This window comes from Catenulispora sp. MAP12-49, assembly GCF_041262705.1.
Taxonomy (GTDB): domain Bacteria; phylum Actinomycetota; class Actinomycetes; order Streptomycetales; family Catenulisporaceae; genus Catenulispora.
Window position 1 is genome coordinate 80,591 of record NZ_JBGCCP010000001.1, and the last position, 22,316, is coordinate 102,906.

Below are 22,316 nucleotides of genomic sequence, written 5' to 3' on the forward strand. Positions count from 1 at the left end.
GGTGTGGCTGACGCGGGCGGGGTATCGGCTGGAAAGAGGAGACGGGCTACGTTGTGGGGCGGATACGAGCCTTGACACACACCCGCCCCACCGGCCCTCGACGGAGGGCGCGTCCGACGATCAGCCTTGGTAAGGCGCGATCATCTTCGAGAACTCATACGGCGTCTGCGTGATGTCCGTGCACTTCGACAGCGAGCCGGTGCAGGCGTTGCCGTCGCGGGTGACGTCCCAGAACGCCAGCTCGCCGAGGTGCTGCTGTCGGGCGAAGGTGAGGAGTTGCTGCATGTCCGCCTGGTAGAAGACCTCCGAGGAGTCGTCGTTCTGGCCGATCATCGGGGTGACGCCGACCATGTTCCAGACCTGCGCCGCGGTGAGGGCCGGGTACAGGGGTGTCAGCTGGTTGAAGAGGGACTTCGCCGAGTCGATGGCGTAGGTGCCCATCTGGCCGTTGGGGTTGGGGGCCTCGATGTCGCCGAAGTCCATGGCCATGCCGTTCACCAGGGTGATCTTGGCTCCGTACTTCACGGCCGACTGGACCACGGAGAGGCCGTCGGAGGTGAGGCCGGAGGGCAGGATCGGGAGGGTCAGGGTGACGGTGAGGGGTTTGCCGGCCGCGGCCGCGGTCCTTTGCAGGGCGGCGATGGCCTGGGAACGGCGATCGATCGAGGCCGGGTCGGCGACTGCGGAGCCCTCGATGTCGAAGTCGATCTGGGTCAGGTTGTAGGCCGTGATCGCCGACTGGTAGGCGGCGGTCAGGGACGGGACGTCCGTGCAGGACTGGGCCAGCTCGGTGCCCGCCTCGCCGCCGAAGGAGGGCTTCACGTCGCCGCCGATGCCGCGCAGGCTCGCGATGTCCGACTGCTCGAAGCCGGCGTTCATGGCGTAGGCGTTGAACCAGCTCGGGGTGCAGGCGGCGGTGCCGTTGACGATGAAGCCGAGGGAGTACTGGCGCAGGCCCGTCGTCTCGGCGATCTGCGTCAGGTTCGGGGTGGGCCAGGCGCCGATGTCGACGAACGGGGCCGCGAGGCCGGGCAGGTGCCCGCCGCCGGTGTTCGGCAGGGTGGTGGCGCTGACGGCGGCGCTGGGCGCCGACAGGTTCCCGGCCTCGTCGTAGGCGCGCACGGTGAACGAGTAGGACGTCGAGGGCGCCAGGCCCGTGACGGTCGCCGCCGTGCCCGGGGAGGTGGCGACGATCGCCGACCCCGAATACACGTTGTAGCCGGCGACCGAGACGTTGTCGGTGGATCCGGTCCAGGACAGGGACGCCGCGCTCGAGGTGGTGCTCAGCGCGGTCAGGCCGGTCGGCGCGGACGGGGCTTGGACGTCCGCGCTGCCGTCACAGGGGTCTGAGTTGAGCTTGCAGGTGGACGGGTCCGCGTACGTCCCCGAGTAGCTCGCGTCGAAGCCGACGGTGATCGAGGACCCGGCGGCGATCGTGGTGTCGTAGGACTGCGCGGCGACGGTGTGCGTGGTGCCGCTCGCGGTGTCGGTGCCGCCCCACATGCTGGTGATCTTCTCGGTCGCCGGCAGGCTGAACTGGAGCGACCAGGTGTTCAGCGGGACGGACATCGGGTTCGTGATCACGTACTGCGCCTGGAAGCCGCTGCCCCAGTCGGAGATCTTGGTGTAGGCCGCGGTGGGCAGCGGGGTCGCGGCGGCGGGAGCTGCGGTGGGAGCTGCGGCCGAGGCGGCCGGCGAGGCGGCGAGCGTCAGGCTGCCGGCCAGCAGGGCACAGGCGCCGAGAGCGTCGATCAGACTTCCGCGGAGGGTTTTCAGGGCGCTCGGGGTTCTCAGCATGATCCGTCATCCGTCCAGACGTTCTGGGAGTTGGCGCCGGGCACGTCGCCCTGGGTCCACCATTTGGCGGTCCAGGTGTGGCCGCCGTAGCTGACGGTCGCGCCGCCGCTGTAGGGCGTGGCGGAGTTCCACGGCGCGGCGGTGCAGGCGCCGGGTGAGGAGCTGGTCGGGGACGTCGGCGAGGTCGGCGGCGAGCTCGATGGCGGCGAGCTGGACGGCGGCGGCGTCGGGCCGCTGAACGGGTTGGCGAGGATGGTGACCGTGCGGTGCTGCACGCCCCACCCGTTCGCCTGCGAGCCGGGCAGCCAGACATCGACCGTGTTGTTCTGGATCCAGGTGCCGATGTCGGCGGCGTAGCAGATGCCGTAGCCGGGCACCGTGAAGTACGTGCCCCACGGGATCACCCGCGGATCGACCGCGCACACGCCGAGCTGCGCGTTGTAGCCCGAGGCCGTGCCCCCGCCGTCGTTGTACGACGTCACCATCATGGTCATGGTGCTGCCGACCGGCGTCTGCCACGGCACCACCGCGCCGTCGGAGTCCAGCTGGTAGGGCGCCGACATCTGGCCCAGCGAGGCGTCGGCCCCGCTCTGGTCGGTCATCGCCTCGAACGAGTAGTAAGCGTTCTGACAAGGCGCGGTGTCGACCGCGGTGAGGGCGGGCTGGCCCCAGTCGGAGACCCAGGCGACGGCCTGGCCGTTGCGCCACACCCGGTAGGCCTGGGCCCCGGGCACGCGGTTGAAGGTGATGTTCACCTGGCTGCCGGTCAGGGTGCCGGTGACGCCGCCGGGGGCGGCCAGTCGCGCGGAGAAGTCCACGGGCTGAGCGGTCTGCGACGGCGGCACCCACGGGGTGTCGGTGCGCGGGGGCGGGGTGACGTTGGTCCAGAACGGACAGGTCGGCAGCGAGGAGGTGCCGTCGGCGCGGGCCTGCTGCGCGGCCACCACCCCGACCGCGCCGAAAGCCGTGAGGGTCAGTGCCACGGCGCCCAGCAACGCGCGCAGACGGGGACCCGGCCGGCGGCTCGGGGCGTGCTCGGGTATTCGTCGCCTGATGGGGAACAGGCTCATGGTGTGCTCCCAATGACGTCGGAACAGGGGTGGCTCCGGAGCCGCAGGGCACATAATTGGACTAGACCACAGGCCTGTCAAGGGAATCAGGGCCCTACCGGCGTCACAAGGGTCGGGCAAGGGAGCGGGGTGGTTCGCCCCGGCGATTCACCGCCGAAGAGCGCTGGGTGTCGGAGCGGTCGTGGTCTGAGCGGTCGGCGCACCCGACGGCGCGGTCGCCCCCCGGCTGTTCGGTGTGCTCGGCGGCTCATTCAACGGCATGCTCGACGCCGCGTTCGACGGCACATTCGATGCCGAGGTGGTCGGCAGCGGTCCTCGGTCGGTCGCCCCAGGGCCGGGACGCGCGGCAGTGCTGGGTGCACTGGAAAAGCTGGGCGTACTGGGAAAGCTGGGAAGGGGGGACTGGGACTGGGCCGGCGTCGTCGTGACCGGGTGGGGAGTGGGAGTCGGCACGGGGGCGGCCGGCACGCTGGTCGTCTGCGGCCCCGGGGCGAGCGGCCGCACCGGTGCGGGACCGAGCGCGGGACCGGAGGGCCACAGGGCGACGGTGATCGCGAGAGCCGCCATCACCGCCCCGGCCCCCGCGCCCGCGGTGGTCGCGGCACGGACCAGGCGCCGGCGGGCCGCGCGGCGGCGGATCCGCTGGAACGTGCCCGGCGGCGGCGCGAGGACCGAGATCCCGGGCCGCAGCACCACGAGCAGGTCGTCGTCGGTCATGGCGCCGGAGGTGTCATCGGTGATGCCTTCGCCGTCGTGGGCACGGTCGTCTTCGCCGTCGTCGTCCGGGGGCTCAATGAGTGTGATCAAGATGTCCTCCGAGTCCGGCGCGCAGGAGTTCCCGTGCCGCGTGTAGATCGGATTTGACCGTTCCTTCTTTCCGCCTGGTCAGCTGGGCGATCTCCCGGACCGGGAGGTCGGCGTAGTAGTACAGCAGCACAGGCGTGCGCAGCCGCTCCGGGAGCGACCGCACCAGCATCCGGACCGAGACCGAGGCGTCGGCGCCCTCCGCCGGCCGCGCCAGCTCCGCCTCGGTCGTGGCCCGCCGCAGCGCCCGGCGTTCGCGGTCCAGCTTGCGCCAGTGGTCGCGGACCAGGTTGGCCGCGGTCACGTAGAGGAAGCCGCGCGGCTCGCGCACCGCGGTCCAGTGTCCCCACAGGCGCGTGAACGCCTCCGAGGCGATGTCGTGGGCGGTGCCGTCGTCGTCGACGAGACGACGGCACCAGCCGGCCAGGCCGGGATAGAGATCGGTGAACAGGTCGGACGCCGCCCGACTCTGCTCTCCGGAATCCTTGGACCGGATCAACTCTCTCCAGACAGCGACGCGAACACCAACACGTTGTCGAGGTAGCCGTCGCTGGTCCGCGCTCCCCCACACGTGATCAGACGCAATTCCGGCCGGTTCACGTTCCCGTAGACCTCTTGGGTGGGGAACTGGTCCTTGGCGACCGTGCGCACGCTGTCCACCGTGAACACCGCCGAGGCGCCGTCCTGCAGTTGGACGACCACCCGCGCGCCGGGCTTGAGCCGGGACAACTGGAGGAAGACGCCGTTCCCGTACTTGCCGACCGTCACGTGCCCGAGGATCACCGACGGCCCGGTCTGCCCGGGCGTCGGCGAGCCGTTGTACCAGCCGGCGGGGCTGTTCGCCTCGATCGGGGGGACAGCGACCGTGTGGTCGGCGGCCAGGCCGAGCGACATCACCGGCGTGTCGACGCCGATGTCGGGGATCTGCAGCCGTACCGGGACGGAGCGGGCCATCGCGGCGAGGCCCGCCGGGTTGCCCGACGCACCCCCTGATGTGCCCGCGCCGGCCGTGGAGGAGGACATCGTCGAGTTCGTCGTGGTGTCGCCGGCAGACCTCCCAGTACCGCCGACCGACGTTCCCGACGTTCCCGACGACGCGCCACAGCCGGAAGCCAGCATCAGGACGGCCAGCAGCGCCGGCCACCCGCGCGTCCAGGACGGCCGCAAGATCAGCCCTGACCCTTGGTCCGGCGGCGGAGCATCACGCCGCCCGAGCCGCCCAGCAGCAGGACCAGGCCGGCGCCGGCCGCCTCGACCGCCCCGTAGCCGTTCGACGTGTTCGTCGGCACGCCGGTGTTCGGCGCACCCGAGGGCACCGCGCCGACCTGGTCGGAGCCGCCCCGGCTCGACGCGGGCGCCGTGCTCGGCGCGGCGGAGGCCGACGGGACGGGGCGGGCCGCGGTCGTCGGCGCGGCGGAGGGCGCCGAAGCCGGCGCCGAACTGGCGGACGCCGACGGGGTGGTGGGCGCGGCGGAGGGCTGGCTGGAAGTGCCGTCGGCGAACGCCGTCCCCGCTCCGGCACCGGCCAGCAGCATGGTGGAGGCCACGGTGGTGAGCAAACTCCGAGTACGCATGAGGTCTGTCTCCTCGATCGATCCCTGGGGGATCTGTGGTCTGTGACGGATCCGAGGCGGATCCGTTGGGCGAATCACGCGGAGAGACGACCGGGACCGGGGGTCGGTTGTAAAGCGTTGGTAAAGGAATCGGAGCCGTCGGCCACCGGGCGCGGAGAATGAGAGGCGATCGCCCGCCGTATGCAGCACGGCGGGCGATCTGTGTTCCTCAGCGTTCCCCAGCGCTCTACAGCGTTCTCAAGGGATTACGCAGCGTCGGCGAAGGTGAAAAACTTCCGGGCGTCGATGCGCACTCCGACCCCGTCGGTGAGCCCGTCCAGCCACTCCTGGAAGGCCGGACCCTGCTTCGGCAGGTAGTGGTCCAGCATCGCCTGCCGCATCGGCGCGCACTCCGGACCCTGCAACGCGAACAGCTCGGCCCTGCCATGGACCGTCACCGCCATCTTCTCCCCCGGCAGGTAGGTCGCGCTCACCGCCGGACGGGCCCGCAGATGCCGGATCCGCACGGACTCCGGACCGGAGCTGAACCACCACGAGCCGTGCAGGAAGTAGCCGTCGAACGGCCCGGTCAGCGGGCGTCCGTCGGCGGTCACGCTCGCCACCGTGATCAGGCACATGCCCCGCAGGCGCTCGGCCAGCCCGGCGGCGTCCAGGCGGCGTTCGGCAGTGATGATGCCGCGCATGTGCGGGCCGGCATTGGCGGCGCTGTCGTCGAGGAGGGTCTGCAGGGCGGCCAGTTCTTCGGGGGTCTCGAGCATGGGGCCAATATTCCAGACGGCGCCCACAAAACCGGCGGAACAGTCAAGAGTCTTAGATCGTGCGAAAGAGCCGGATCGGGTGAAACAGCCCGATCAGGCCAGGCGCGCGGCGAGGTCGGCGACGACGTCGTCGATCCGGTCGACCACCAGGGACAGGTGCCCTTCGTCCGGCAACAGCCGCACCGACGCGCCGGGCAGGCGGCCCGCGAGCCAGCGGCCGTGGCCCGGCGGGACCATCCGGTCCTGGTCGCCCTGCCAGACCGAGACCGGAGTCTGGATCTCCTCGGGCTTGAAGCCCCAGTCGCCGATGAAGGCCAGATCGTCGTCGCGCCAGCCGGCGATGCCGCCGGACACCGCCTTGCGGAAGGCCGCCGCGGTGTACTCGGCGAAGTCGTCGGTCAGGGCCCTGCCGTCCACGTCGGAGACCAGGTCGCCCAGCGCGGCCGCGATCTGGTCGCCGCGTACCCCCGCCAGCCCGTCGGCCTGCGCGCCCAGGTAGGTGGACAGCGGCCCGACCCCGGAGGTGGCCGCCGCGAACTCCTCGATGTTCTCCGCGCCCATGCCGTCCAGCCAGTCCAGGCCCTCGGCCACGTACGGGGCGACGCCGGCGATGGTCGCCGCCGCCACGCAGCGCCCCGGCAGCAGCGCGGCGCACGCCAGCGCGTGGGGGCCGCCGCCGGACCAGCCGACGGTCAGGAAGCGATCGGCGTCCAGCTCGGCCAGCAGCGCGGCGACGTCCTCGGCCACCGACGCGATCGTCCGGCCGGGCTGCGGCGACGAGCCGGCGTACCCGGGGCGGCTGTGGATGACGAACCGCAAGCCGTGCCGCTCGGCGACCTGGACCATGGGATCGAACAGCGCGGCCGCGAACGGCGTGCCGTGGTGGAACACGAGCGGCGTCCCGCTCGCCGGGCCGGCCACCAGGTACTCCAGGATCCGGCCGTCTGCAAGGCGGAGGGTGCTCATGGGGAGGAAGCTACCCCACGCGCGCCCACTGAAGTCTGTTCGGCCGAAAGTTCTCGGTTCCGCGGGGAGGATGGCGTCTACCGGGGAACGTCGGCCATGCCCGCGTTCCACGGCCCAGTCGCGCGGCCCCCAGTACCACCTGGGGCGACACCAGGGATCCGGGCCAGGGCCACCAGGGCCCGGCACGGGCGCGACGGACCGGCGCCACGGGGGAGTCTGGCTCACGTCAGATGATCCGCGTGAAAGGAAGCCCGCCATGGCCGTCACCTACACCGCCACCGTCGAAGTCACCGGCGAGGGCCGCAACGGCGGGACCGCCCGCTCGGCCGACGGCCTGCTCGAGCACCGCCTGGCCATCCCCAAGGAGCTCGGCGGCGCGGGTGAGGCCACCAACTGCAGATGCAGGACGCGCCGATCACCCACGACCACGGCGGCCCGGTTCGGCTGTACGTGGCACCGATGTACTTCTACAAGTCCGCCAAATGGCTGTCGGGCATATCGGTCACCGACCAGGTGATCCCCGGCTACTGGGAGGAGCGCGGCTATGACGTCGACGGCTGGCTCGACGGCGCCGACAAGCAGGACGGCACGGCCTGAGAACGGCAAGGTCCGGCGGTTCACCGCCGCCGAGCGGATGGTGCACCGCGGCACCGGCACGCTGATGCTGCTCTGCGTGGTGACCGCTGCCTGCCTCTACATCGGTCCGCTGGCCCAGGCCGTGGGCCGCAGGCACCTCATGGTCACCGTGCACGAGTGGTCAGGCATCCTGCTGCCGGCGCCGTTCCTTCTGGGACTGCTCTCCCCCGCCTTCCGCGCGGACCTGCGCAGGCTGAACCGGTTCGCCTCCTACGACCGGCGCTGGCTCCACGCGGTCCGCCGGCGCCTCGACGAACCCGCGGACCGTCCCGCCGGGAAGTTCAACGCCGGCCAGAAGCTCTACGCGGGCTGGATCGCCGGCGCGGTATCGGTGATGATGTTCACCGGACTGTTGATGTGGATCACGCACTTCCTGCCGGGTATCTCCCGGACCAGTGCCATCTTTGTGCACGACATCCTGGCCTGGGCGATCGCCGTCGTACTGGTCGGACATATGCGGAAGGCATATCAGGACCCAGAGGCACGCCGCGGTATGCGGACCGGATACGTCGACCCGGTCTGGGCGCGGCGAGAACATTCCGAGTGGCTCCGGCCCGAAGTACGGGAAAAACCCTAACCAGAGCGCTCGACACCCCCCTCGACATCCGGTCGGCATCCCGGTACAGAGCCGATTGCCGGGAACGTCGCCAAGATGTTCTATTCCCCCTGGTACGCTGCGCGTAAATGGCAGCCGCGAGGCAACAAACAGGGGGAAAAGCGTTGTCTGGCTGGAGTGTTCCGGGCTACACGGAAACCAAGAACCTCGGCGCCGGTGCGACCGGGCGAGTAGTGGCGGCCGTCCAAGACGGGACCGGCACCGAAGTAGCGATTAAATACCTGAGTCCACGCTTTGTGAACAACCCGGACTTCGTCGAGCGCTTCCGCACCGAGGCGGCGCTGCTGGCCGAGATCCGGCATCCGAACGTGGTCCAGCTCTTCGACTACGTCGAGTCCGAGTCCGAGTCGGAGTCCGAGGCCGGCTCGGCGATGGTCATGGAGCTGGTCGCCGGGCCGACCCTGCACCGCATGCTGCACGAGAACGGCCGGATGGCGCCGGAGGCGGCGCTGTCGGTGATGCGCGGCTCGCTGCTGGGCCTGGGCGCGGCGCACCAGCTGGGCATCGTGCACCGCGACTACAAGCCGTCGAACGTGCTGCTCAACGCCTACGGGGTCAGCAAACTCGCGGACTTCGGCGTCGCCGAGCGCGCCGCGCCGATCGTCGAGACCGACCCGGACGCCACCATGCCCGGCGGCGTCGGCACCCCGGCGTACATGGCGCCGGAGCAGTGGGACGGGGCGCCGGCCCAGCCGGTGACGGACATCTACGCGGTGACCGCGTCGTTCTTCGAGTGCCTGACCGGCAAGGTGCCCTACTCGGCGGAAACGGTCTACGAGCTCGAGGAGAAGCACCGCACCGCGCCGATCCCGCTGGCCGAGGTGCCGGAGGACGTGCAGCAGCTGATCGCCCACGGCCTGGCGAAGGACCCGGCCGAGCGGCCGCAGGACGTGTCGGCGTTCGTCGCGGAGGTCGAGCGCGTCGCGACGGAGAACTACGGCGTCGAGTGGGAGGAGCGCGGCCGCCAGGAGATCGCCGTACTGCTGCCGCTGTTCGGGTTCATCGGCCCGGGCGGCGTCGCCGCGGGCGGGGTGGACACGCTGGCGCTGGGCCCGCGGACTCCGGACGGCCCCGAGGACCTCGAGGCGCCGAACGGCGGGGGCAACGGGCCCACGGGCGGTGTCGGGGCGAGCCGCTCTTCGCTGCGCCGCATACCCGGCAAGGCCAAACTGGCCGCCGCGGTGGCGATCGTGGCCGCTGTCATCCTCACCGTCACGGCCGTGGCCGTAGCCGGCAGCAGCAAGCCGACCCACCGGGCCGCGCCGCCCAGCCCGACGTCCGGCGGGTTCACCCCGACGGCCGGCAGCCCCACCGGCACGCCGACCGACAGCGACTCCGGGGCCGCGCCGACGGCCGGGTCCGGTTCCACAAGTTCCTCGAGTTCGTCGGGCCCGTCGAGTTCGTCCAGTTCATCGAGCTCGTCGAGTTCGAGCTCGAGTTCGTCTGGGGCCGGCTCACAGTTCAGCTCGTCCTCCTCCTCGCCGTCGAGCAAGCCGTCCACCAAGCCCTCGTCGCCGACCTCCCGGCCGACCACGCCGACGTCCCACAGTCCGTCCCCGCCGCCGAGCACGTCGGTCCCGAGCACGCCGTCGTCGAGCACGTCCTCGAGCCCGCAGGCATCGATCAAAGCATCTGTCACATTGACAAGCTATGGACAGTGTTCCGCAAACTACAGCGTGACATTCACTGCTGGCTATCTACCCGGCGGTTCTGCAACCGTTGACTACACCTGGCATCTCGCGAACGGCAGTGCCGTTGCCGCGAGACCAGCGACTCTGAAGGCGAACGGCTCCCAGAGTTATGGAACCACGGAGAGCGACGGCAGAAGCACGACCGGCAGCGTCTATGTAACCTGGTCGGCCGACGGAATCAGCGGTAGCTCGGCTCCCGTTACCGCGAACATCATCTGCCTCACCTAGCCGCACGGACCAACCTCAACATCAGGCTTGGGAACGTTCGCAGTTGGCCCGAACTCTCGACCTTCTCAGCCCTCGGCGATCGCTTGTTCGACGCCAATCAACCCTCTTAGCATCTCGCCTTGCCAGTACACGAACATCCCGGCATGGAGGGGAATTATGGGGGATCAGGCCACGCTGGCCTCCGACTACTCGACCGGTGTCCTGAGCAAGGACATCCCCAGCGAGTTCGAGCGGATCCACCTGCTCCAGGACTGGATCGACCCCGAGACCCGGGCCGTGATCTCCCAGCTCGGGGTCGATTCGCGGTGGCGCTGCCTGGAGATCGGCGCCGGGGCGGGGTCGGTCGCGTCCTGGCTGGCCGAGCAGTGCGATCTGGGCTCCGTCACGGCCGTGGACATCGACACCCGCTTCCTGGCCGGGATGGAGCGCCCCAACCTCCGGGTGGAGCAGGCCGACATCAGCACCCTGGATTACGAGCCGGGCTCCTTCGACCTGATCCACGCGCGCCTGACCTTCTGCCACCTGCCGAACCGCAACGAGGTGCTGGCGAAGGCGGCGCGGTGGCTGGCGCCCGGCGGGTGGCTGGTGATCGGCGACCTGTTCACCCTGCCCGAGGACTTCTCGACGTACGAGCTCAGGCGGCGCTTCCTCGGCGGCATGGCGAAGCTGTATCTGGCTCAGGGTGCCGACATGGCGTGGGCGCCGACGATCCCGGCCCGGATGGGGCAGGCAGGGCTGCGGGACGTCGGCACGCGGGCGCTGGCCAACAGCCTCGGCGACGGCGGCGCCTACGACCGCTTCTCCGTCGTGAACACGCGGCAGCACTGCGCCTACCTCGTCGAGCGCGGCCTGCTCACCGCCGACGAGATGCGGGAACTGCTGGCGCAGTTGGAGGATCCGGCCTTCATGGAGCTGCGGACGATCACGGTCTACGCGTGGGGGCGGCGCCCCTGTTGAACCGATCGGTGTCCGGGGACGTGTCGCTACAGCACTTGGCAAAACCCCCACACGACGCCACAGACACAGGAGACGGACCAGACGATGACAACCGTTGATCTCGCCGCCGCCCAGAGCACCGACGACCAAGCCTGTCTCGCCCACCCCGAAGGCACCCGCCGCCGCACCGCCCTGCTCGGCATCGCGGTGGCGGCCGGCGCCGTCTGCGCGGGCTGCTCGTCCTCCAAAAGCAGCGGCGCCGCGGCCGCGCCGTCGAACGCCGCCGGCTCGCCGTCCGGCGCGAGCAGCACCGGAACCTCGTCCGCCTCGGGCTCCGACACCGGGTCCACCGGCTCCACCACGTCCTCCTCGGCCTCCGGCGCGGCCGGACCCCTCGCGGCCACCTCGGCCGTCCCGGTCGGCGGCGGCACCGTCCTGACCGACCAGAAGATCGTCCTGACCCAGCCCGCAGCCGGCACGTTCAAGGCCTTCACCGCGGTCTGCACGCACATGGGCTGCGTCGTCGGCACCGTCCAGAACGGCCTGATCGTCTGCCCCTGCCACGGCAGCAGCTACCACATCGCCGACGGCTCGGTGGCCAACGGCCCCGCGTCCCAGCCCCTGGCGGCGATCGCCATCAAGGTCGCCGGCGGGGAGATCACGCAGGCGTGAGGCACGGCGTCGTGCCGCTCCCGGCTCGGGGGCGGCACGACGGTTTTCGCAGGGCTCAGCGGGACGGCGCCGGCGCCCCCCAACGGGTCCCGCAAACCATGCGCGAAGCCGTCAAAAGATGCCTGTGACTGTCAACCCACGAACAAACCGCAGCCACCCACACCGGCCCACCCACAAGTCCGAGACGCCCAAAAAACGGCCCGCGGCGGCGCGACCCCATGCCGCGTCGCCACGAACCGTTCGTCGGAACGCGGGGCCGGGCTCCCCTGAGGTCCGGCCCCGCGGCAGGCGTCAGCCGGTGAAGGCGGTCAGCCCGTTCGGGGTGCCCCAGCCGGTCGGGCCGTCGTAGCCGGTGCCCGCCTTGCACAGATAGCTCGGGGTGCAGGTGGTGGTGGCGCCGGTGGTGACGTCGTTCAGTGCCGAGGTGTGGCTGTAGATGTTCGCGGCCGGGATGGCGGCCTTCGGGGTGCCGGCGTCGGCGTAGACGGCGGCGATCAGCGGGGAGGCGACGGAGGTGCCGCCGTAGACGGCCCAGCCGGAGCCGCCGTAGGTCTGGTACACCGCGACGCCGGTGGCCGGGTCGGCGACCGCGGAGACGTCGGCGACGGTGCGCTTGCTGCAGCCGGTGTCCTTCTGCCAGCTCGGCTTGGGCTCGTACGCCGAGCAGCCGGAGCCGGCGCCCTCGGTGGAGCTGGTGGACCAGACCGACTCGGTCCAGCCGCGGGTGTTCGAGGCCTTCTTCAGGGCGGTGCCGCCGACGGAGTTGACGTTCGGCGAGGCCGCCGGGTACTCCACGCCGTAGCCGCCGTCGCCGGAGGAGGCGGTGATGGCGACGCCCGGGTGGTTGAAGTACTTGGTGTCGTAGCCGGTGTCCGCGCTGGACTCGCCGCCGCCGTAGCTGTTCGAGACGAACTTGGCGCCGAGCTTCACCGCCTCGTTCACCGAGATGCCGAGGTTGGCCATCGAGGCGGTCTTGGCCTCGACCAGGATGATGTGCGCGTTCGGCGCGATCGCCGAGACCATGTCCAGGTCCAGGGAGATCTCGCCGGCCCAGCCGGTGTTGTTCGCCGGCAGGGTGCTGGTGCCGGTCTGGCCGACCTGCTTGAAGCAGCCGGAGGCCACGGTGCAGGCGGGCAGGCCGAACTGGCTGCGGTAGGTGGCCATGTCGGCCGCTGCGTTCGGGTCGTTGTAGGCGTCCACGATCGCCACCGTCTGGCCGGCGCCGCCGTTGGCCGGCAGGTTGTAGGCCGAGCGCAGGTCCGCCGGTCCGAAGCCGGACGGCGTGGCGTTGGGGGTCACGCCCTGGGCCCGGATGTGCTCCGGGACGTTGTTCACGTGCAGCGCGTCGCAGGCGGCCATGCCGGGGGCCGGCGCGTCGCAGGCCCGGGTCCACGCGGGTCCCGCGGCGGACTTGGCGGCGGGCTTGGCGGTGGGGGCGCCGGTCGCGTTCGCCGCGGTGGCCAGGGCCGCCGCCGAGATGCCGAGGACCGCCACGGCGGCCAGGGATATCGCGGTCCGGCGGCCGGTCGGGCTCAGGATGGATCGCAAGCTACTGCCTCCTGATGAGGGGTGTGGGCTCCCCGCGCGCAAGCGCGATCGGTCCGGGACATCAGAGGTGGGAATCCCGGGCCGGGCGAGAAGACTCGAGGTGGCGCCGCCCCGCGGTGGCAGCGCGATTGAAACTAGTGAGCAGTTAAGGAGCTGACAAGGGCACCCGGGAAACTTTGCCGATCCATGACTGTGAGCATGCCGGGACTCTAGGTAGCGCAGAGTCAGCGGCATCAGAGGCCGGACTTTTTCAAGTTCAATTCAAGGATTTGAAACCGGCCGCGAGAGCCACTGTGAAGCGGCCTATCGGCGTTCCCCCGCCGTTCACCACACTCCCACTCGATCCCCGGAATCAGGCTGCGGACAGCGCGGCCGCGGGGCGCGAGAGGAGAACACATGAGGCGGATACTCATGGCCGGCGCGGTCGCGTCGGCCGTATCCACCATCGCCGCTCTGGCGGCCTTGGCCCAGCCCGCGCAGGCGGCCTCGGTCCCGCAGATCGTCCCCGCCGGCTGCGCCGCCACCGCAACCGCCGGGCAGGCCCACTGCGACGCCCTCCAACTGGTGCGCGGCGGATCGAACCCCGCGGCCCCGACCGGCTTCGGCCCCAGCGACATCCAGTCCGCCTACAACCTGGGCGGCAACCCCGGCAGCGGCCAGACGGTCGCCATCGTGGACGCCTACGACGATCCCAACGCCGAGAGCGACCTGGCCACCTACCGCTCGCAGTGGGGCCTGTCGGCGTGCACCACGTCGAACGGCTGCTTCTCGAAGGTGGACCAGAGCGGCGGCACCACCTATCCCAGCGGCGACTCCGGCTGGGGCGTGGAGATCACGCTGGACCTGGACGCGGTGAGCGCGGCCTGTCCCGGGTGCCACATCATGCTGGTGGAGGCGAACACCAACAACGACACCGATCTGGGCGCCGCCGTCGACGAGGCGGTCAAGCTCGGCGCGAAGTTCGTGTCCAACAGCTACTCCGACGCCGAGAGCAACTTCAGCACCGGGCTGGACACGCACTACAACCACCCCGGCGTGATGATCGCGGCGGCGACCGGCGACAACGGCACCCAGTCCGGCTCGAACGCCCAGTTCCCGGCGACCTTCCCGAGCGTGGTGGCGGTCGGCGGCACCTCGCTGAGCAAGGCCTCGAACTCGCGCGGCTGGTCGGAGTCGGTGTGGAGCAGCGGCGGCTCCGGCTGCTCCTCGCTGTTCGCCAAGCCCTCCTACCAGCAGAACGTCACGACCGGCTGCTCGAAGCGGGCCAGCGCCGACGTCTCGGCCGACGCCAACCCGAACACCGGCCTGGCCGTCTACGACAGCTACGGCCAGTCCGGCTGGCTGGAGTACGGCGGCACCTCGCTGGCCACGCCGCTGATCTCGGCGATGTGGGCCCAGGCCGGCGCCCCGGCCTCCGGTGACAACGGCGTGTCCTATCTCTACGCCAACGAGGCCAAGTTCAACGACGTCACCAGCGGCAGCAACGGCTCGTGCGGCACGGTGATCTGCAACGCGGGCACCGGCTGGGACGGCCCGACCGGCGTCGGCACGCCCAACGGCGTCTCCGGCTTCGCCTCGGGCACCACCCCGCCGCCGCCCGCCAACGACTTCTCGGTGTCGGTGAGCCCGGCCTCCGGCTCGGTGAACCCCGGGTCCTCGGCCACGGCCACCGTCGGCACCAAGGTCACCTCCGGCTCGGCGGTGACGGTGCAGCTGTCCGCCTCCGGTCTGCCCTCCGGCGCCTCGGCGAGCTTCAGCCCGGCCTCGGTCGGCGCCGGCAGCAGCTCGACGCTGACGATCAGCACCTCGGCGTCCACACCGGCCGGGACGTACTCGGTGACCGTCACCGGGACCGCGGGGAGCACGTCCCACACCGCGGCCTACTCGCTCACCGTCAACGGCAGCACCGGCGGCGGGACCGTCACGGTGTCGAACCCCGGCAACCAGATCTGGTTCGTCGGCTTCCAGTCCCAGGGTCTGCAGATCCAGGCCACGGACAGCAAGAACCTGCCGCTGACCTTCCGCGCCACCGGCCTGCCCCCGGGCCTGAGCATCAGCTCGTCCGGCGTCATCTCCGGGACCCCGACCACGGCGGGCACCTACCAGGTGACCGTCACGGCCACGGACTCCGGCGGCGGCTCGGCCAAGACCGCCTTCTCCTACCAGATATACGGATTCTGATAGTTATGTACGGATACGGATACGGTTTCTGATCGGCGCTCTCACCGCTCGGGCGAGTCTCCACGGCGTATCGACGGTGCGCCGTGGAGGCCCGCCCCCCAGTCCCAGCGCAGCCCGACCACTCCGGGCGGGACGTCCGTGGCCATCACATGGGCCTGGCCGGTCGCCCCCACCCACACCTCGCGAACCCCTTGGTCCGGCGCGGTTTCCGTGCGCCGCTCGTAGCGGACACACCGCGCCGGGACGGTCGCCGGATCGAACTGGACGCTCAGGACGTACAAGGCGGTGGCGTAGGGAAAGAAGCGCTGATAGAAGTCGGTCTCCGTCGGAGGGGACGGAGACAGGCCGGTCAGCTCGTAGTCCACGACGGCCGTCTCCCCGCGCCGCAGCACCCGGTCGAACAGCAGCTCCGCGGCCACGAACCCGCTGTCCTTGGCGATGCGCACCCGCCCGACCCGGCAGCCGTGCAGCGCGGTGAGGACCGGCGAGGGCGACGGCGGATCGTAGGTGCGGTAGAGCACCGTCATGCGGCCCAGGTCATCGGCCTCGGCCCGCAGGACCTGGCTGGTCGTCAGCGCCACCTCACGCCGGTCCGCGCCGAGACTGTAGCGGTCTTGGGTCGACACCCGCGTGATCTCCAACCGCCCGGCGGGATCCAGGCCCTGGAGCAGGTCCTCGTATTCGCCGCGGGCGTCCCACGCGTCGACGACATCCAGCCCTGATTCCCGGCGTACCGCCGTGCGCCCCCGCGGCCGCCGCGGCCCCAACTGGCCGCTCAAGGCTCCCGTGGACAGCCCGAGAATCTCCTCCAGCAGCGCCACCGCCAGCAACGATTCCGGCCGCTCCGGACGGCTCAGCCCCCGACGCCAGTAACTCAAGGTCGCCATCGACACGAAGGCGCCACGGGCGGCCAGTTCCAGCCGGACCTGTTCGAGCGTCAGGCCGCTGGCCTCGATCGCCAGGTGCAGTGTCGCGGAGAACGGACCCATGCGGACGGCATGGGCCAGGTCGCGACGTAACGGTCCCAACCGAGCGGGCTCCATGGGTAGCAGTATGGCCCCGAAGTGCTAACGCGGTGTAGAGGACTTCTCCAACCCGAGCCGCTCCCGCTCCGCGTCGATGACGTGCTTGCGCACCGCGGCGTCGGACAAGTCCTTGGCTTCCGGCATCGTCTCGGCGGTCTCGCTGCGGCGGGCGTAGGCGTCGAAGAGTCCTGATTTCGCGTCGAGGATCTCCAGCATCCGCTGGTCGACGCTGTCGGCGACCAGCAGGCGGTGGACCTGGACCCGGCGGATCTGGCCCATGCGGTGGGCGCGGGCGATCGCCTGGGTCTCCAGGGTCGGCTTGACCTGGGGTTCGCAGAGGATGACCACAGAGGCCGCCTGCATGTTCAGGCCCACGCCGCCGGCCTGGATCTGGCTGACCAGCACGCCGGGCTTCTTCGAGGCGGTGAAGTCGTCGACCAGCTCCTGGCGGTGCTGCGGTTGCATGGAGCCGGTCAGGGGGCCGGTGGCGCGCTCGCCGAGGGTGCGACACACCGTTTCCAGGACGTCGCGGAAGTAGGAGAAGACGACGACCTTGCGGCCGTTGGCCTCGGCTTCGTCGCAGATCTCGACCAGGCGGCGCAGTTTCGCCGAGGTGGCCGGGTCGCCCGAGGCGTAGGCCGCGCGGCGCATCGCCATGAAGTTGCGGGCGGCGACCGCGTCCCGGTACGTGGCCTCCTCCTCGGCCCCGAACTCCTCCCACTCCTCGATCTGCACCATCTCGGGCAGCTCGGAGAGCACGTCCTCCTGGTTACGGCGCAGGTAGGCCGGGGCCACGGCCTTGCGGAACGCCTCCGAGCCGGCGACCGCGTCGATCTCGCCGACCGAGTCGACCAGGTCCGGCTGGAGGTAGTCGACCAGGTTCCGGAACTCCTCGACGCGGTTCTCCATCGGGGTGCCGGTGAGGAACATGACGCGCTCCACCCGGTCGGTCCACTCGCGCACCGCCTTGGAGCGCAGCGTGCCGGGGTTCTTCACGTAGTGCGCCTCGTCGACGACCAGCATCGCGATCTCCGTGCGCGGCGGCAGGTCCAGGTTCGGCAGGGCCTCGAAGGTGGTGACGCCGACGCCGCCGCCGGAGAGCCAGGCCTTGCGGGCGCCCTCCCCCTCCGGGCCGTGCAGCCGGTACGGCCGCAGGGCGCTGTGCGCGCGCACTTCCCGCAGCCAGTTGATCAGGACGCTGGCGGGGACGACGACCAGGAAGTACTTGGCGCCCTCGGCCCGCAGATGCGCCAGCGTGGCTATCGCCTCGACGGTCTTGCCGCAGCCCATCTCGTCGCCGATGACGACCCGCTTCTGGGCCAGCGCGAACCGGACCCCGAACGCTTGGTAGGCACGTAAGGAGACGCGCAGATGGGTCTGGTCCAGATCCTGCATCGCGATGCGGTCGGCCAGGCTGGTCGGCAGGAACCCGCGCGCCGCCTCGCCGTTCGCCCGCGCGCCGGCGATGCGGCTCAGGGTGCTGAAGTAGTCGGCGGAGCGCTTCTCGAAGTCGGTGCGGACGGTGTGGCGCCGGGGCGGCTTCACCCCGCGCAGCTTCTCGTTCGCCGCCTTGATCCGGTCCAGGTCCCGGGCCGTCTCGGGATCGGTGAGCAGACCGTCCAGCCGGTCGACCGCGTCCTGCGCCTCCTCGCGGCGGGCGCGGCCGATGATCGCGCGCCGCATCCTGCTGCTCAGCGGCTTGGCGGCGCCGGCCAGGGTGGTCAGCGCCCCGCCGATCCGCTTGGCCGGCTCGCGGACCTTCAGCAGCACCCGGTCCGCGGTCTGGACGCGGTAGAGGGCGGCCAGCAGCGTGGCGGCGTCGTCGACCCGCAGGTCCATGTCGGCGGTGACGTGGGTGCCGGCCGTGGCCGCCTCGGCGATGTGGCGCGCCGCCTCCACGGTCCGCTCGGCGCCCTTGGCCCCGATCCCGGGCACCTGCCGCAGCTGCTCCGGCGTCGCCTCCAGCAGGTCGGCGATGGACTTGTAGCCGGCCTCCTCCAGCTTCGTGACCGGCAATCGCGCGCCGGTCACGTCCCGGAGGCGCTCGATCGAGATGGCCCGGAGCCGGCCGATCACCGCCACCGCGTGAGACGCTTGATAAGCGTCGCGCACGGCCTGGTGGCGGCGTTCCTCGCCGTCGTGCATCTCGCGGATCGCCGTCTCGGCGTCGGCAGCCGCGTGGAGTACGGCCTTCACACCGGACGAGTTGGTGAACGTCTGCCGTCTGGGCATGGGAACCGCCCCCTCTCGGCTGTCGCGACAGCGGCGCCAGCGTAGCGGCAAGGGGTGTCAGAAGGTTCGGCCGGGCCGGATCACAGCTACCGACAGGTGGAGTCATGCACGAGCTCACAGCCCTGCTTCACGAGTACGACCGGGCCCGCGCCTACACCGAGGAGCTCTGGCGGGACCTCACCCCGGACGAGGTCACCTGGCGACCGCACGAGGATTCCAGCGCCATCGGCTGGCATCTGGGCCATCAGGCGCACGTCGCGCACTTCATGATCCGCAACCTCACCGCGGCCGAGCCGAGCCCCGACCCGGAGCTGGACGGGATCATGGACTCGGCGAACCCGGAGAAGTTCCGCGGCGCGCTGCCGACCGTCGAGCGGCTGTCCGCGTTCCGGGGCACCGTCGCCGAGCGGGTCCACGCCCGGATCGGCGCCATCGCGGCCGGCGAGGTCGGTGCGCCCGGACAGATGGCCGTGGTCGGCGGCCATCTGCTGGTCGCGCTGATCAACCACGAGTACCAGCACGACCAGTGGATCGGCGAGGTCCGCGCCGAGAACCTGGGGCACGCGCTCCCGCCGGATCCGGTGTCCGATCAGCTCAGCCGAATCGACGGATATCTCGTCCTCAATCCCTTCGGCTGAGCTGATCGGAAGCGGATCAGGAAGACATCAGGAGTCGAAGACCATCGACGTCACCGTGGATCCGTCCTTCTTGCTCCAGATCGGGTAGAGCGTGGTCGCGGTCCCCTGATGGGTCGCGCCGGAGGTGTCCTGGACCGTGAACGTGACGTCCTCGCCGTACGCGCTCACCTGGCGGCTCAGGATCTTGACGGTCTCCGGCTTCACGGTCGAGTCCAGCGACAGACCACGGCCGTAGGCCTCCATCAGGTCCCGGCTCGCGGAGATCGCGTTGGGGTTGATCACGGCGGTGCCGTCCTTGTCCCGCTGGGGCCAGCCCGGCTGGTCCGAGGCGGTGGGCCGGTAGCGCATCGCGTGCGTCCAGTCGAGCGAGTCCTGCAGGTCCGCGCTGTCGTGCGCCAGGCCGATCGCCTGCCGGAAGAAGACCTTCAGGGTCTGGTCGGCCGGCTGCTTGGCCAGCGGCGTGACCGCATAGCCGGAAGCGCCCTGGGCCGCGGCGAAGGACGGCGAGGTCGGAGCCGGGGCCGCGGAGGACCAGGAGCCCTGCACCGCGATGCCGAGAACGACCACCAGGGCCAGCGAGTTGAGGACCAGCTGCGGCTTCCAGCGGTCCCGGCTCGGCAGGTCCAGGCCCAGGAGACGGCCGGGCTTGGTGAGCGCCGCGGCGGCCCGGCGGTCGGAGAACCAGCCGCGCAGCCGGGTCGGCGCCGGCTCGATGACCTCCGGGTCGCCGGCCGGATGCCGCAGGTGGTCGCCGAGCGCGAGCTGGACCAGCCCTCCGGCGGCGACCGCGGCGGCCGGGAACATGACCATCTCGTACCGCATGAAGCTGGAGAAGCCGACGCTCGCGGTGATGACGTAGGTGGAGGCGACCGCGCCGACGAAGACGGCGGTGGCGTCGGAGCCGAACCGGGCGAGCACCGAGACGCCGGCCGCGATGAGCAGCGCGTACAGCATCCGGTCGCTGTGCCACATGTAGGTGCAGGCTTCCTCGGTGACGATCTTCAGGTAGTGGACGAACTGCCGGACGATGTTCCAGACGCCGGTCTTGCCGTGCCCGACGACGCCGGCGGTGTTCGCGTTCGCCAGCGTCATCGCCAGGACCTGGATCACGAACGTGGTCGCCGCCGTCACGATCAGCGAGCCCAGCCAGCGGTTGCGCCAGCTGCGTTCCCGGACCAGCAGCCACAGCCAGCCTGCCCCAGCCATCGCCGGGGCGAGCACGCCGACCTGCCGGGTCATGGCGATGAACACCGAGGCCGCGCCGAGCCACACCAGATTCGCCTTGCCGATCCGGCGCTCGATCGGCAGGTTCAGGACGATGACCCCGGCCAGCCCCATCGCGAGGGTGTCGGTCCCCGCCCAGGTGAAGACGTTGACGGGAGTCGTGAGGCTGAAGCCGCCGGCGACGATGACCGCGACCGCCGGGCCGTAGAGCCGCTGGAGCACCCGGGCGATCGCCCAGAGAAACAGCACCGTGCCCAACACGGGGACCGCCAGCGAGCCGCCGGACAGGCCCCACAGCCAGATGAACGGGATCGAGAGCACCGGGTACAGCACGCGGATGCGCACCATCTGCCACGTCGGGTCGTTGTCCGCGAAGTACCACGGCGCCAGGTGGTTGCCCGGTGCGACCCGCAGCTCGGCGCGGACCGACTGGCCCCAGTCGGAGCCCATGTCGCGCGCCATCATCGTCAGGTAGTAGCGGCTGTCCGGCGGGTGGTTCCAGTACTGGCGGCTGGTGATCTGCATGCCGATCCCGGCCAGGATCACCGGGAGGATCAACAGCAGCACGCCGAGGCGTACCCCGAATACGTCCCGCTTCAGCAGGGACGAGACCCCGTCCGGAACCCCGCGGCGCGCCGCGTGTCCGGGTCTGAGCGCCGAGTCCTGCTCCTGCGCGTCGGGTATTGCCGTGCCCGCGCTCATATCAAGCCCACACCCCTGCCCCGTCAATCCTTGGTGAGGCGCGGCGGCGATTCGCCGTCCTCTTATCCCTCTGACGGCATGGCGACGCGTTTAGGTTGTGTGCGGTTGTGGGGAAAACCCGTCGGCGAACGCCGCGGCGCCCTCCATGTCCAGCAGCACCATCGCGTCGTAGTCCGGAGTGCCGGGTTCGGCGCTGTAGACGACGATGCGGCCGCCACCGGTGTGGTTGATCTCCATCACCTCGTGGCTGAGGGTCATCGTGCCGACGGTCGGGTGCAGGAAGGTCTTCTGGCCGTTGCCGACGCGGCGGACGTCGTAGCGCTCCCACATGCGGCTGAACTCCGGGCTTTTGACGGCGAGTTCGCCGACGATGGCGGCCAGCTCCGGGTCGTCCGGGTCGGTGCCGGCGACCGCGCGCAGGTGCGCGACGCAGGCGCGGGCCTTGGTCTCCCAGTCCGGCCACAGGGAGCGGGCTTGGGGGTGCAGGAAGGTGTAGCGGATGGTGTTGCGCTTCTTCTCGGGCCAGTCCGCCATGCCGGGCGTCAGGTGCAGACCGCTCGGGTTCGACGCGAGCACGTCGTTGGTACGGCTCAGGACGTAGGCCGGGCAGGGGCGCACGGTTTCGAGCAGCCGCCGCAGCGTCGGGCGGACGTGGCGCGAGGCCGCGGGACGGTGCGGCGGCTGCACGCTCCCGCGTGCGGCCTGCGCGGCCAGTTCCCGCAGGTACCCCAGTTCCTCGGCGTCCAGGCGCAGCGCGCGCCCGAGCGCCTCGACGACCGCGGGGCTCGGCCGCGTTTCCTTGCCGCGCTCCAGCCGGATGTAGTAGTCGATGCTGACGCCGGCCAGCGCCGCCAGTTCTTCGCGGCGCAGCCCCGGCGTGCGCCGGGTGCCGGCGCCCAGGGGCAGGCCGAAGTCGGTCGGGGCGACGCCGGCCCTTCGGGCCCGCAGGAATCTGCCGAGTTCGGGCTGCTGCTCGGTCATGATCCCGAGTCTGCCAAAGCGGGCCGCGCGTGCGGAA

19 protein-coding genes and 1 pseudogene are annotated in these 22,316 nt (G+C 70.9%); 7 read left to right on the forward strand and 13 right to left on the reverse strand.

Annotated elements, in window-relative coordinates:
* Positions 1-120: 120 nt before the first annotated feature.
* The 8 genes from ABIA35_RS00325 to ABIA35_RS00360 all read right to left on the reverse strand — a co-directional run bounded on the left by ABIA35_RS00325 (position 121) and on the right by ABIA35_RS00360 (position 6,969).
* A complete protein-coding gene (locus ABIA35_RS00325) occupies positions 121-1,797 on the reverse strand; it encodes a cellulose binding domain-containing protein (RefSeq protein ID WP_370356021.1) in 1,677 nt (558 codons plus the stop codon).
* Positions 1,791-2,867 (reverse strand): 3D domain-containing protein, encoded by a 1,077-nt coding sequence (locus tag ABIA35_RS00330; RefSeq protein WP_370356023.1) that lies wholly within the window; start codon positions 2,865-2,867, stop codon positions 1,791-1,793. The genes ABIA35_RS00325 and ABIA35_RS00330 overlap by 7 nt, the downstream gene beginning before the upstream one ends.
* 147 nt (positions 2,868-3,014) lie before the next feature.
* Positions 3,015-3,674 (reverse strand): hypothetical protein, encoded by a 660-nt coding sequence (locus ABIA35_RS00335; RefSeq protein ID WP_370356024.1) that lies wholly within the window; start codon positions 3,672-3,674, stop codon positions 3,015-3,017.
* Positions 3,658-4,170 carry an RNA polymerase sigma factor gene (locus ABIA35_RS00340; RefSeq protein ID WP_370340099.1) on the reverse strand — a complete coding sequence of 171 codons (513 nt, stop codon included), beginning with the start codon at positions 4,168-4,170 and terminating at the stop codon, positions 3,658-3,660. The genes ABIA35_RS00335 and ABIA35_RS00340 overlap by 17 nt, the downstream gene beginning before the upstream one ends.
* Entirely contained in the window at positions 4,167-4,790 is a 624-nt protein-coding gene (locus tag ABIA35_RS00345) for a class F sortase (protein ID WP_370340174.1), read from the reverse strand. Before ABIA35_RS00345 ends, ABIA35_RS00340 begins: the two co-directional genes overlap by 4 nt.
* A gap of 50 nt (positions 4,791-4,840) precedes the next feature.
* Positions 4,841-5,245 (reverse strand): sortase-dependent protein, encoded by a 405-nt coding sequence (locus ABIA35_RS00350; RefSeq protein WP_370356026.1) that lies wholly within the window; start codon positions 5,243-5,245, stop codon positions 4,841-4,843.
* A gap of 245 nt (positions 5,246-5,490) precedes the next feature.
* Positions 5,491-6,003, reverse strand: coding sequence for a pyridoxamine 5'-phosphate oxidase family protein (locus ABIA35_RS00355; RefSeq protein ID WP_370340097.1), 513 nt, complete (start codon positions 6,001-6,003; stop codon positions 5,491-5,493).
* 93 nt (positions 6,004-6,096) lie between these two features.
* A complete protein-coding gene (locus ABIA35_RS00360) occupies positions 6,097-6,969 on the reverse strand; it encodes an alpha/beta fold hydrolase (protein ID WP_370340096.1) in 873 nt (290 codons plus the stop codon).
* A gap of 393 nt (positions 6,970-7,362) precedes the next feature.
* On the opposite strand from ABIA35_RS00360, the pseudogene ABIA35_RS00365 reads away from it, so the two are divergent.
* From ABIA35_RS00365 to ABIA35_RS00385, 5 genes and pseudogenes are all read left to right on the forward strand, one after another.
* A pseudogene (locus tag ABIA35_RS00365) lies at positions 7,363-7,566 on the forward strand (molybdopterin-dependent oxidoreductase); the annotation flags it as partial.
* The gene (locus ABIA35_RS00370) at positions 7,514-8,182 is read left to right on the forward strand and encodes a cytochrome b/b6 domain-containing protein (RefSeq protein ID WP_370356028.1); all 669 of its coding nucleotides are present in this window, start codon (positions 7,514-7,516) and stop codon (positions 8,180-8,182) included. The pseudogene ABIA35_RS00365 and the gene ABIA35_RS00370, both read left to right, overlap by 53 nt.
* A 107-nt stretch (positions 8,183-8,289) precedes the next feature.
* Positions 8,290-10,140 (forward strand): serine/threonine-protein kinase, encoded by a 1,851-nt coding sequence (locus ABIA35_RS00375; protein WP_370356030.1) that lies wholly within the window; start codon positions 8,290-8,292, stop codon positions 10,138-10,140.
* A gap of 156 nt (positions 10,141-10,296) precedes the next feature.
* Positions 10,297-11,097, forward strand: coding sequence for a class I SAM-dependent methyltransferase (locus tag ABIA35_RS00380; RefSeq protein WP_370340093.1), 801 nt, complete (start codon positions 10,297-10,299; stop codon positions 11,095-11,097).
* 84 nt (positions 11,098-11,181) lie between these two features.
* Positions 11,182-11,748 (forward strand): Rieske (2Fe-2S) protein, encoded by a 567-nt coding sequence (locus tag ABIA35_RS00385; RefSeq protein WP_370340092.1) that lies wholly within the window; start codon positions 11,182-11,184, stop codon positions 11,746-11,748.
* Positions 11,749-12,039: 291 nt separating this feature from the next.
* Here ABIA35_RS00385 and ABIA35_RS00390 read toward each other — a convergent pair whose 3' ends face one another.
* Positions 12,040-13,296, reverse strand: a complete 1,257-nt coding sequence (locus ABIA35_RS00390; RefSeq protein WP_370356032.1) for a peptidase S8 — start codon at positions 13,294-13,296, stop codon at positions 12,040-12,042.
* A 396-nt stretch (positions 13,297-13,692) separates the two neighbouring features.
* Here ABIA35_RS00390 and ABIA35_RS00395 point away from each other — a divergent pair, with 396 nt between their 5' ends.
* A complete protein-coding gene (locus ABIA35_RS00395) occupies positions 13,693-15,477 on the forward strand; it encodes a putative Ig domain-containing protein (RefSeq protein ID WP_370340090.1) in 1,785 nt (594 codons plus the stop codon).
* 41 nt (positions 15,478-15,518) lie between these two features.
* On the opposite strand, the gene ABIA35_RS00400 is transcribed toward ABIA35_RS00395, so the two are convergent.
* Together ABIA35_RS00400 and ABIA35_RS00405 are read right to left on the reverse strand one after the other, a co-directional pair.
* The gene (locus tag ABIA35_RS00400; RefSeq protein WP_370340089.1) at positions 15,519-16,520 is read right to left on the reverse strand and encodes a hypothetical protein; all 1,002 of its coding nucleotides are present in this window, start codon (positions 16,518-16,520) and stop codon (positions 15,519-15,521) included.
* Positions 16,521-16,544: 24 nt separating this feature from the next.
* Positions 16,545-18,734: a DEAD/DEAH box helicase gene (locus ABIA35_RS00405; protein WP_370340088.1), complete on the reverse strand. Its 2,190-nt coding sequence runs from the start codon at positions 18,732-18,734 to the stop codon at positions 16,545-16,547.
* Between the two features lie 104 nt (positions 18,735-18,838).
* Between ABIA35_RS00405 and ABIA35_RS00410 the strand changes: the two genes are divergently transcribed.
* Positions 18,839-19,372 carry a DinB family protein gene (locus ABIA35_RS00410; protein ID WP_370340087.1) on the forward strand — a complete coding sequence of 178 codons (534 nt, stop codon included), beginning with the start codon at positions 18,839-18,841 and terminating at the stop codon, positions 19,370-19,372.
* Positions 19,373-19,399: 27 nt separating this feature from the next.
* Here ABIA35_RS00410 and ABIA35_RS00415 read toward each other — a convergent pair whose 3' ends face one another.
* Together ABIA35_RS00415 and ABIA35_RS00420 are read right to left on the reverse strand one after the other, a co-directional pair.
* Positions 19,400-21,298 carry a hypothetical protein gene (locus ABIA35_RS00415; RefSeq protein WP_370340086.1) on the reverse strand — a complete coding sequence of 633 codons (1,899 nt, stop codon included), beginning with the start codon at positions 21,296-21,298 and terminating at the stop codon, positions 19,400-19,402.
* 90 nt (positions 21,299-21,388) lie between these two features.
* Positions 21,389-22,279 (reverse strand): helix-turn-helix domain-containing protein, encoded by an 891-nt coding sequence (locus tag ABIA35_RS00420; RefSeq protein ID WP_370340085.1) that lies wholly within the window; start codon positions 22,277-22,279, stop codon positions 21,389-21,391.
* Positions 22,280-22,316 lie beyond the last annotated feature (37 nt).

Excerpts from the sequence above, each read along its gene's own strand:
- ABIA35_RS00325 (WP_370356021.1), bottom strand. The coding sequence starts at position 1,797 with ATGCTGAGAACCCCGAGCGCCCTGAAAACCCTCCGCGGAAGTCTGATC.
- ABIA35_RS00330 (WP_370356023.1), bottom strand. The coding sequence starts at position 2,867 with ATGAGCCTGTTCCCCATCAGGCGACGAATACCCGAGCACGCCCCGAGC.
- ABIA35_RS00345 (WP_370340174.1), bottom strand. The coding sequence starts at position 4,790 with ATGCTGGCTTCCGGCTGTGGCGCGTCGTCGGGAACGTCGGGAACGTCG.
- ABIA35_RS00350 (WP_370356026.1), bottom strand. The coding sequence starts at position 5,245 with ATGCGTACTCGGAGTTTGCTCACCACCGTGGCCTCCACCATGCTGCTG.
- ABIA35_RS00355 (WP_370340097.1), bottom strand. The coding sequence starts at position 6,003 with ATGCTCGAGACCCCCGAAGAACTGGCCGCCCTGCAGACCCTCCTCGAC.
- ABIA35_RS00360 (WP_370340096.1), bottom strand. The coding sequence starts at position 6,969 with ATGAGCACCCTCCGCCTTGCAGACGGCCGGATCCTGGAGTACCTGGTG.
- ABIA35_RS00370 (WP_370356028.1), top strand. The coding sequence starts at position 7,514 with ATGACGTCGACGGCTGGCTCGACGGCGCCGACAAGCAGGACGGCACGG.
- ABIA35_RS00375 (WP_370356030.1), top strand. The coding sequence starts at position 8,290 with ATGGCAGCCGCGAGGCAACAAACAGGGGGAAAAGCGTTGTCTGGCTGG.
- ABIA35_RS00380 (WP_370340093.1), top strand. The coding sequence starts at position 10,297 with ATGGGGGATCAGGCCACGCTGGCCTCCGACTACTCGACCGGTGTCCTG.
- ABIA35_RS00385 (WP_370340092.1), top strand. The coding sequence starts at position 11,182 with ATGACAACCGTTGATCTCGCCGCCGCCCAGAGCACCGACGACCAAGCC.
- ABIA35_RS00395 (WP_370340090.1), top strand. The coding sequence starts at position 13,693 with ATGAGGCGGATACTCATGGCCGGCGCGGTCGCGTCGGCCGTATCCACC.
- ABIA35_RS00400 (WP_370340089.1), bottom strand. The coding sequence starts at position 16,520 with ATGGAGCCCGCTCGGTTGGGACCGTTACGTCGCGACCTGGCCCATGCC.
- ABIA35_RS00405 (WP_370340088.1), bottom strand. The coding sequence starts at position 18,734 with ATGCCCAGACGGCAGACGTTCACCAACTCGTCCGGTGTGAAGGCCGTA.
- ABIA35_RS00410 (WP_370340087.1), top strand. The coding sequence starts at position 18,839 with ATGCACGAGCTCACAGCCCTGCTTCACGAGTACGACCGGGCCCGCGCC.
- ABIA35_RS00415 (WP_370340086.1), bottom strand. The coding sequence starts at position 21,298 with ATGAGCGCGGGCACGGCAATACCCGACGCGCAGGAGCAGGACTCGGCG.
- ABIA35_RS00420 (WP_370340085.1), bottom strand. The coding sequence starts at position 22,279 with ATGACCGAGCAGCAGCCCGAACTCGGCAGATTCCTGCGGGCCCGAAGG.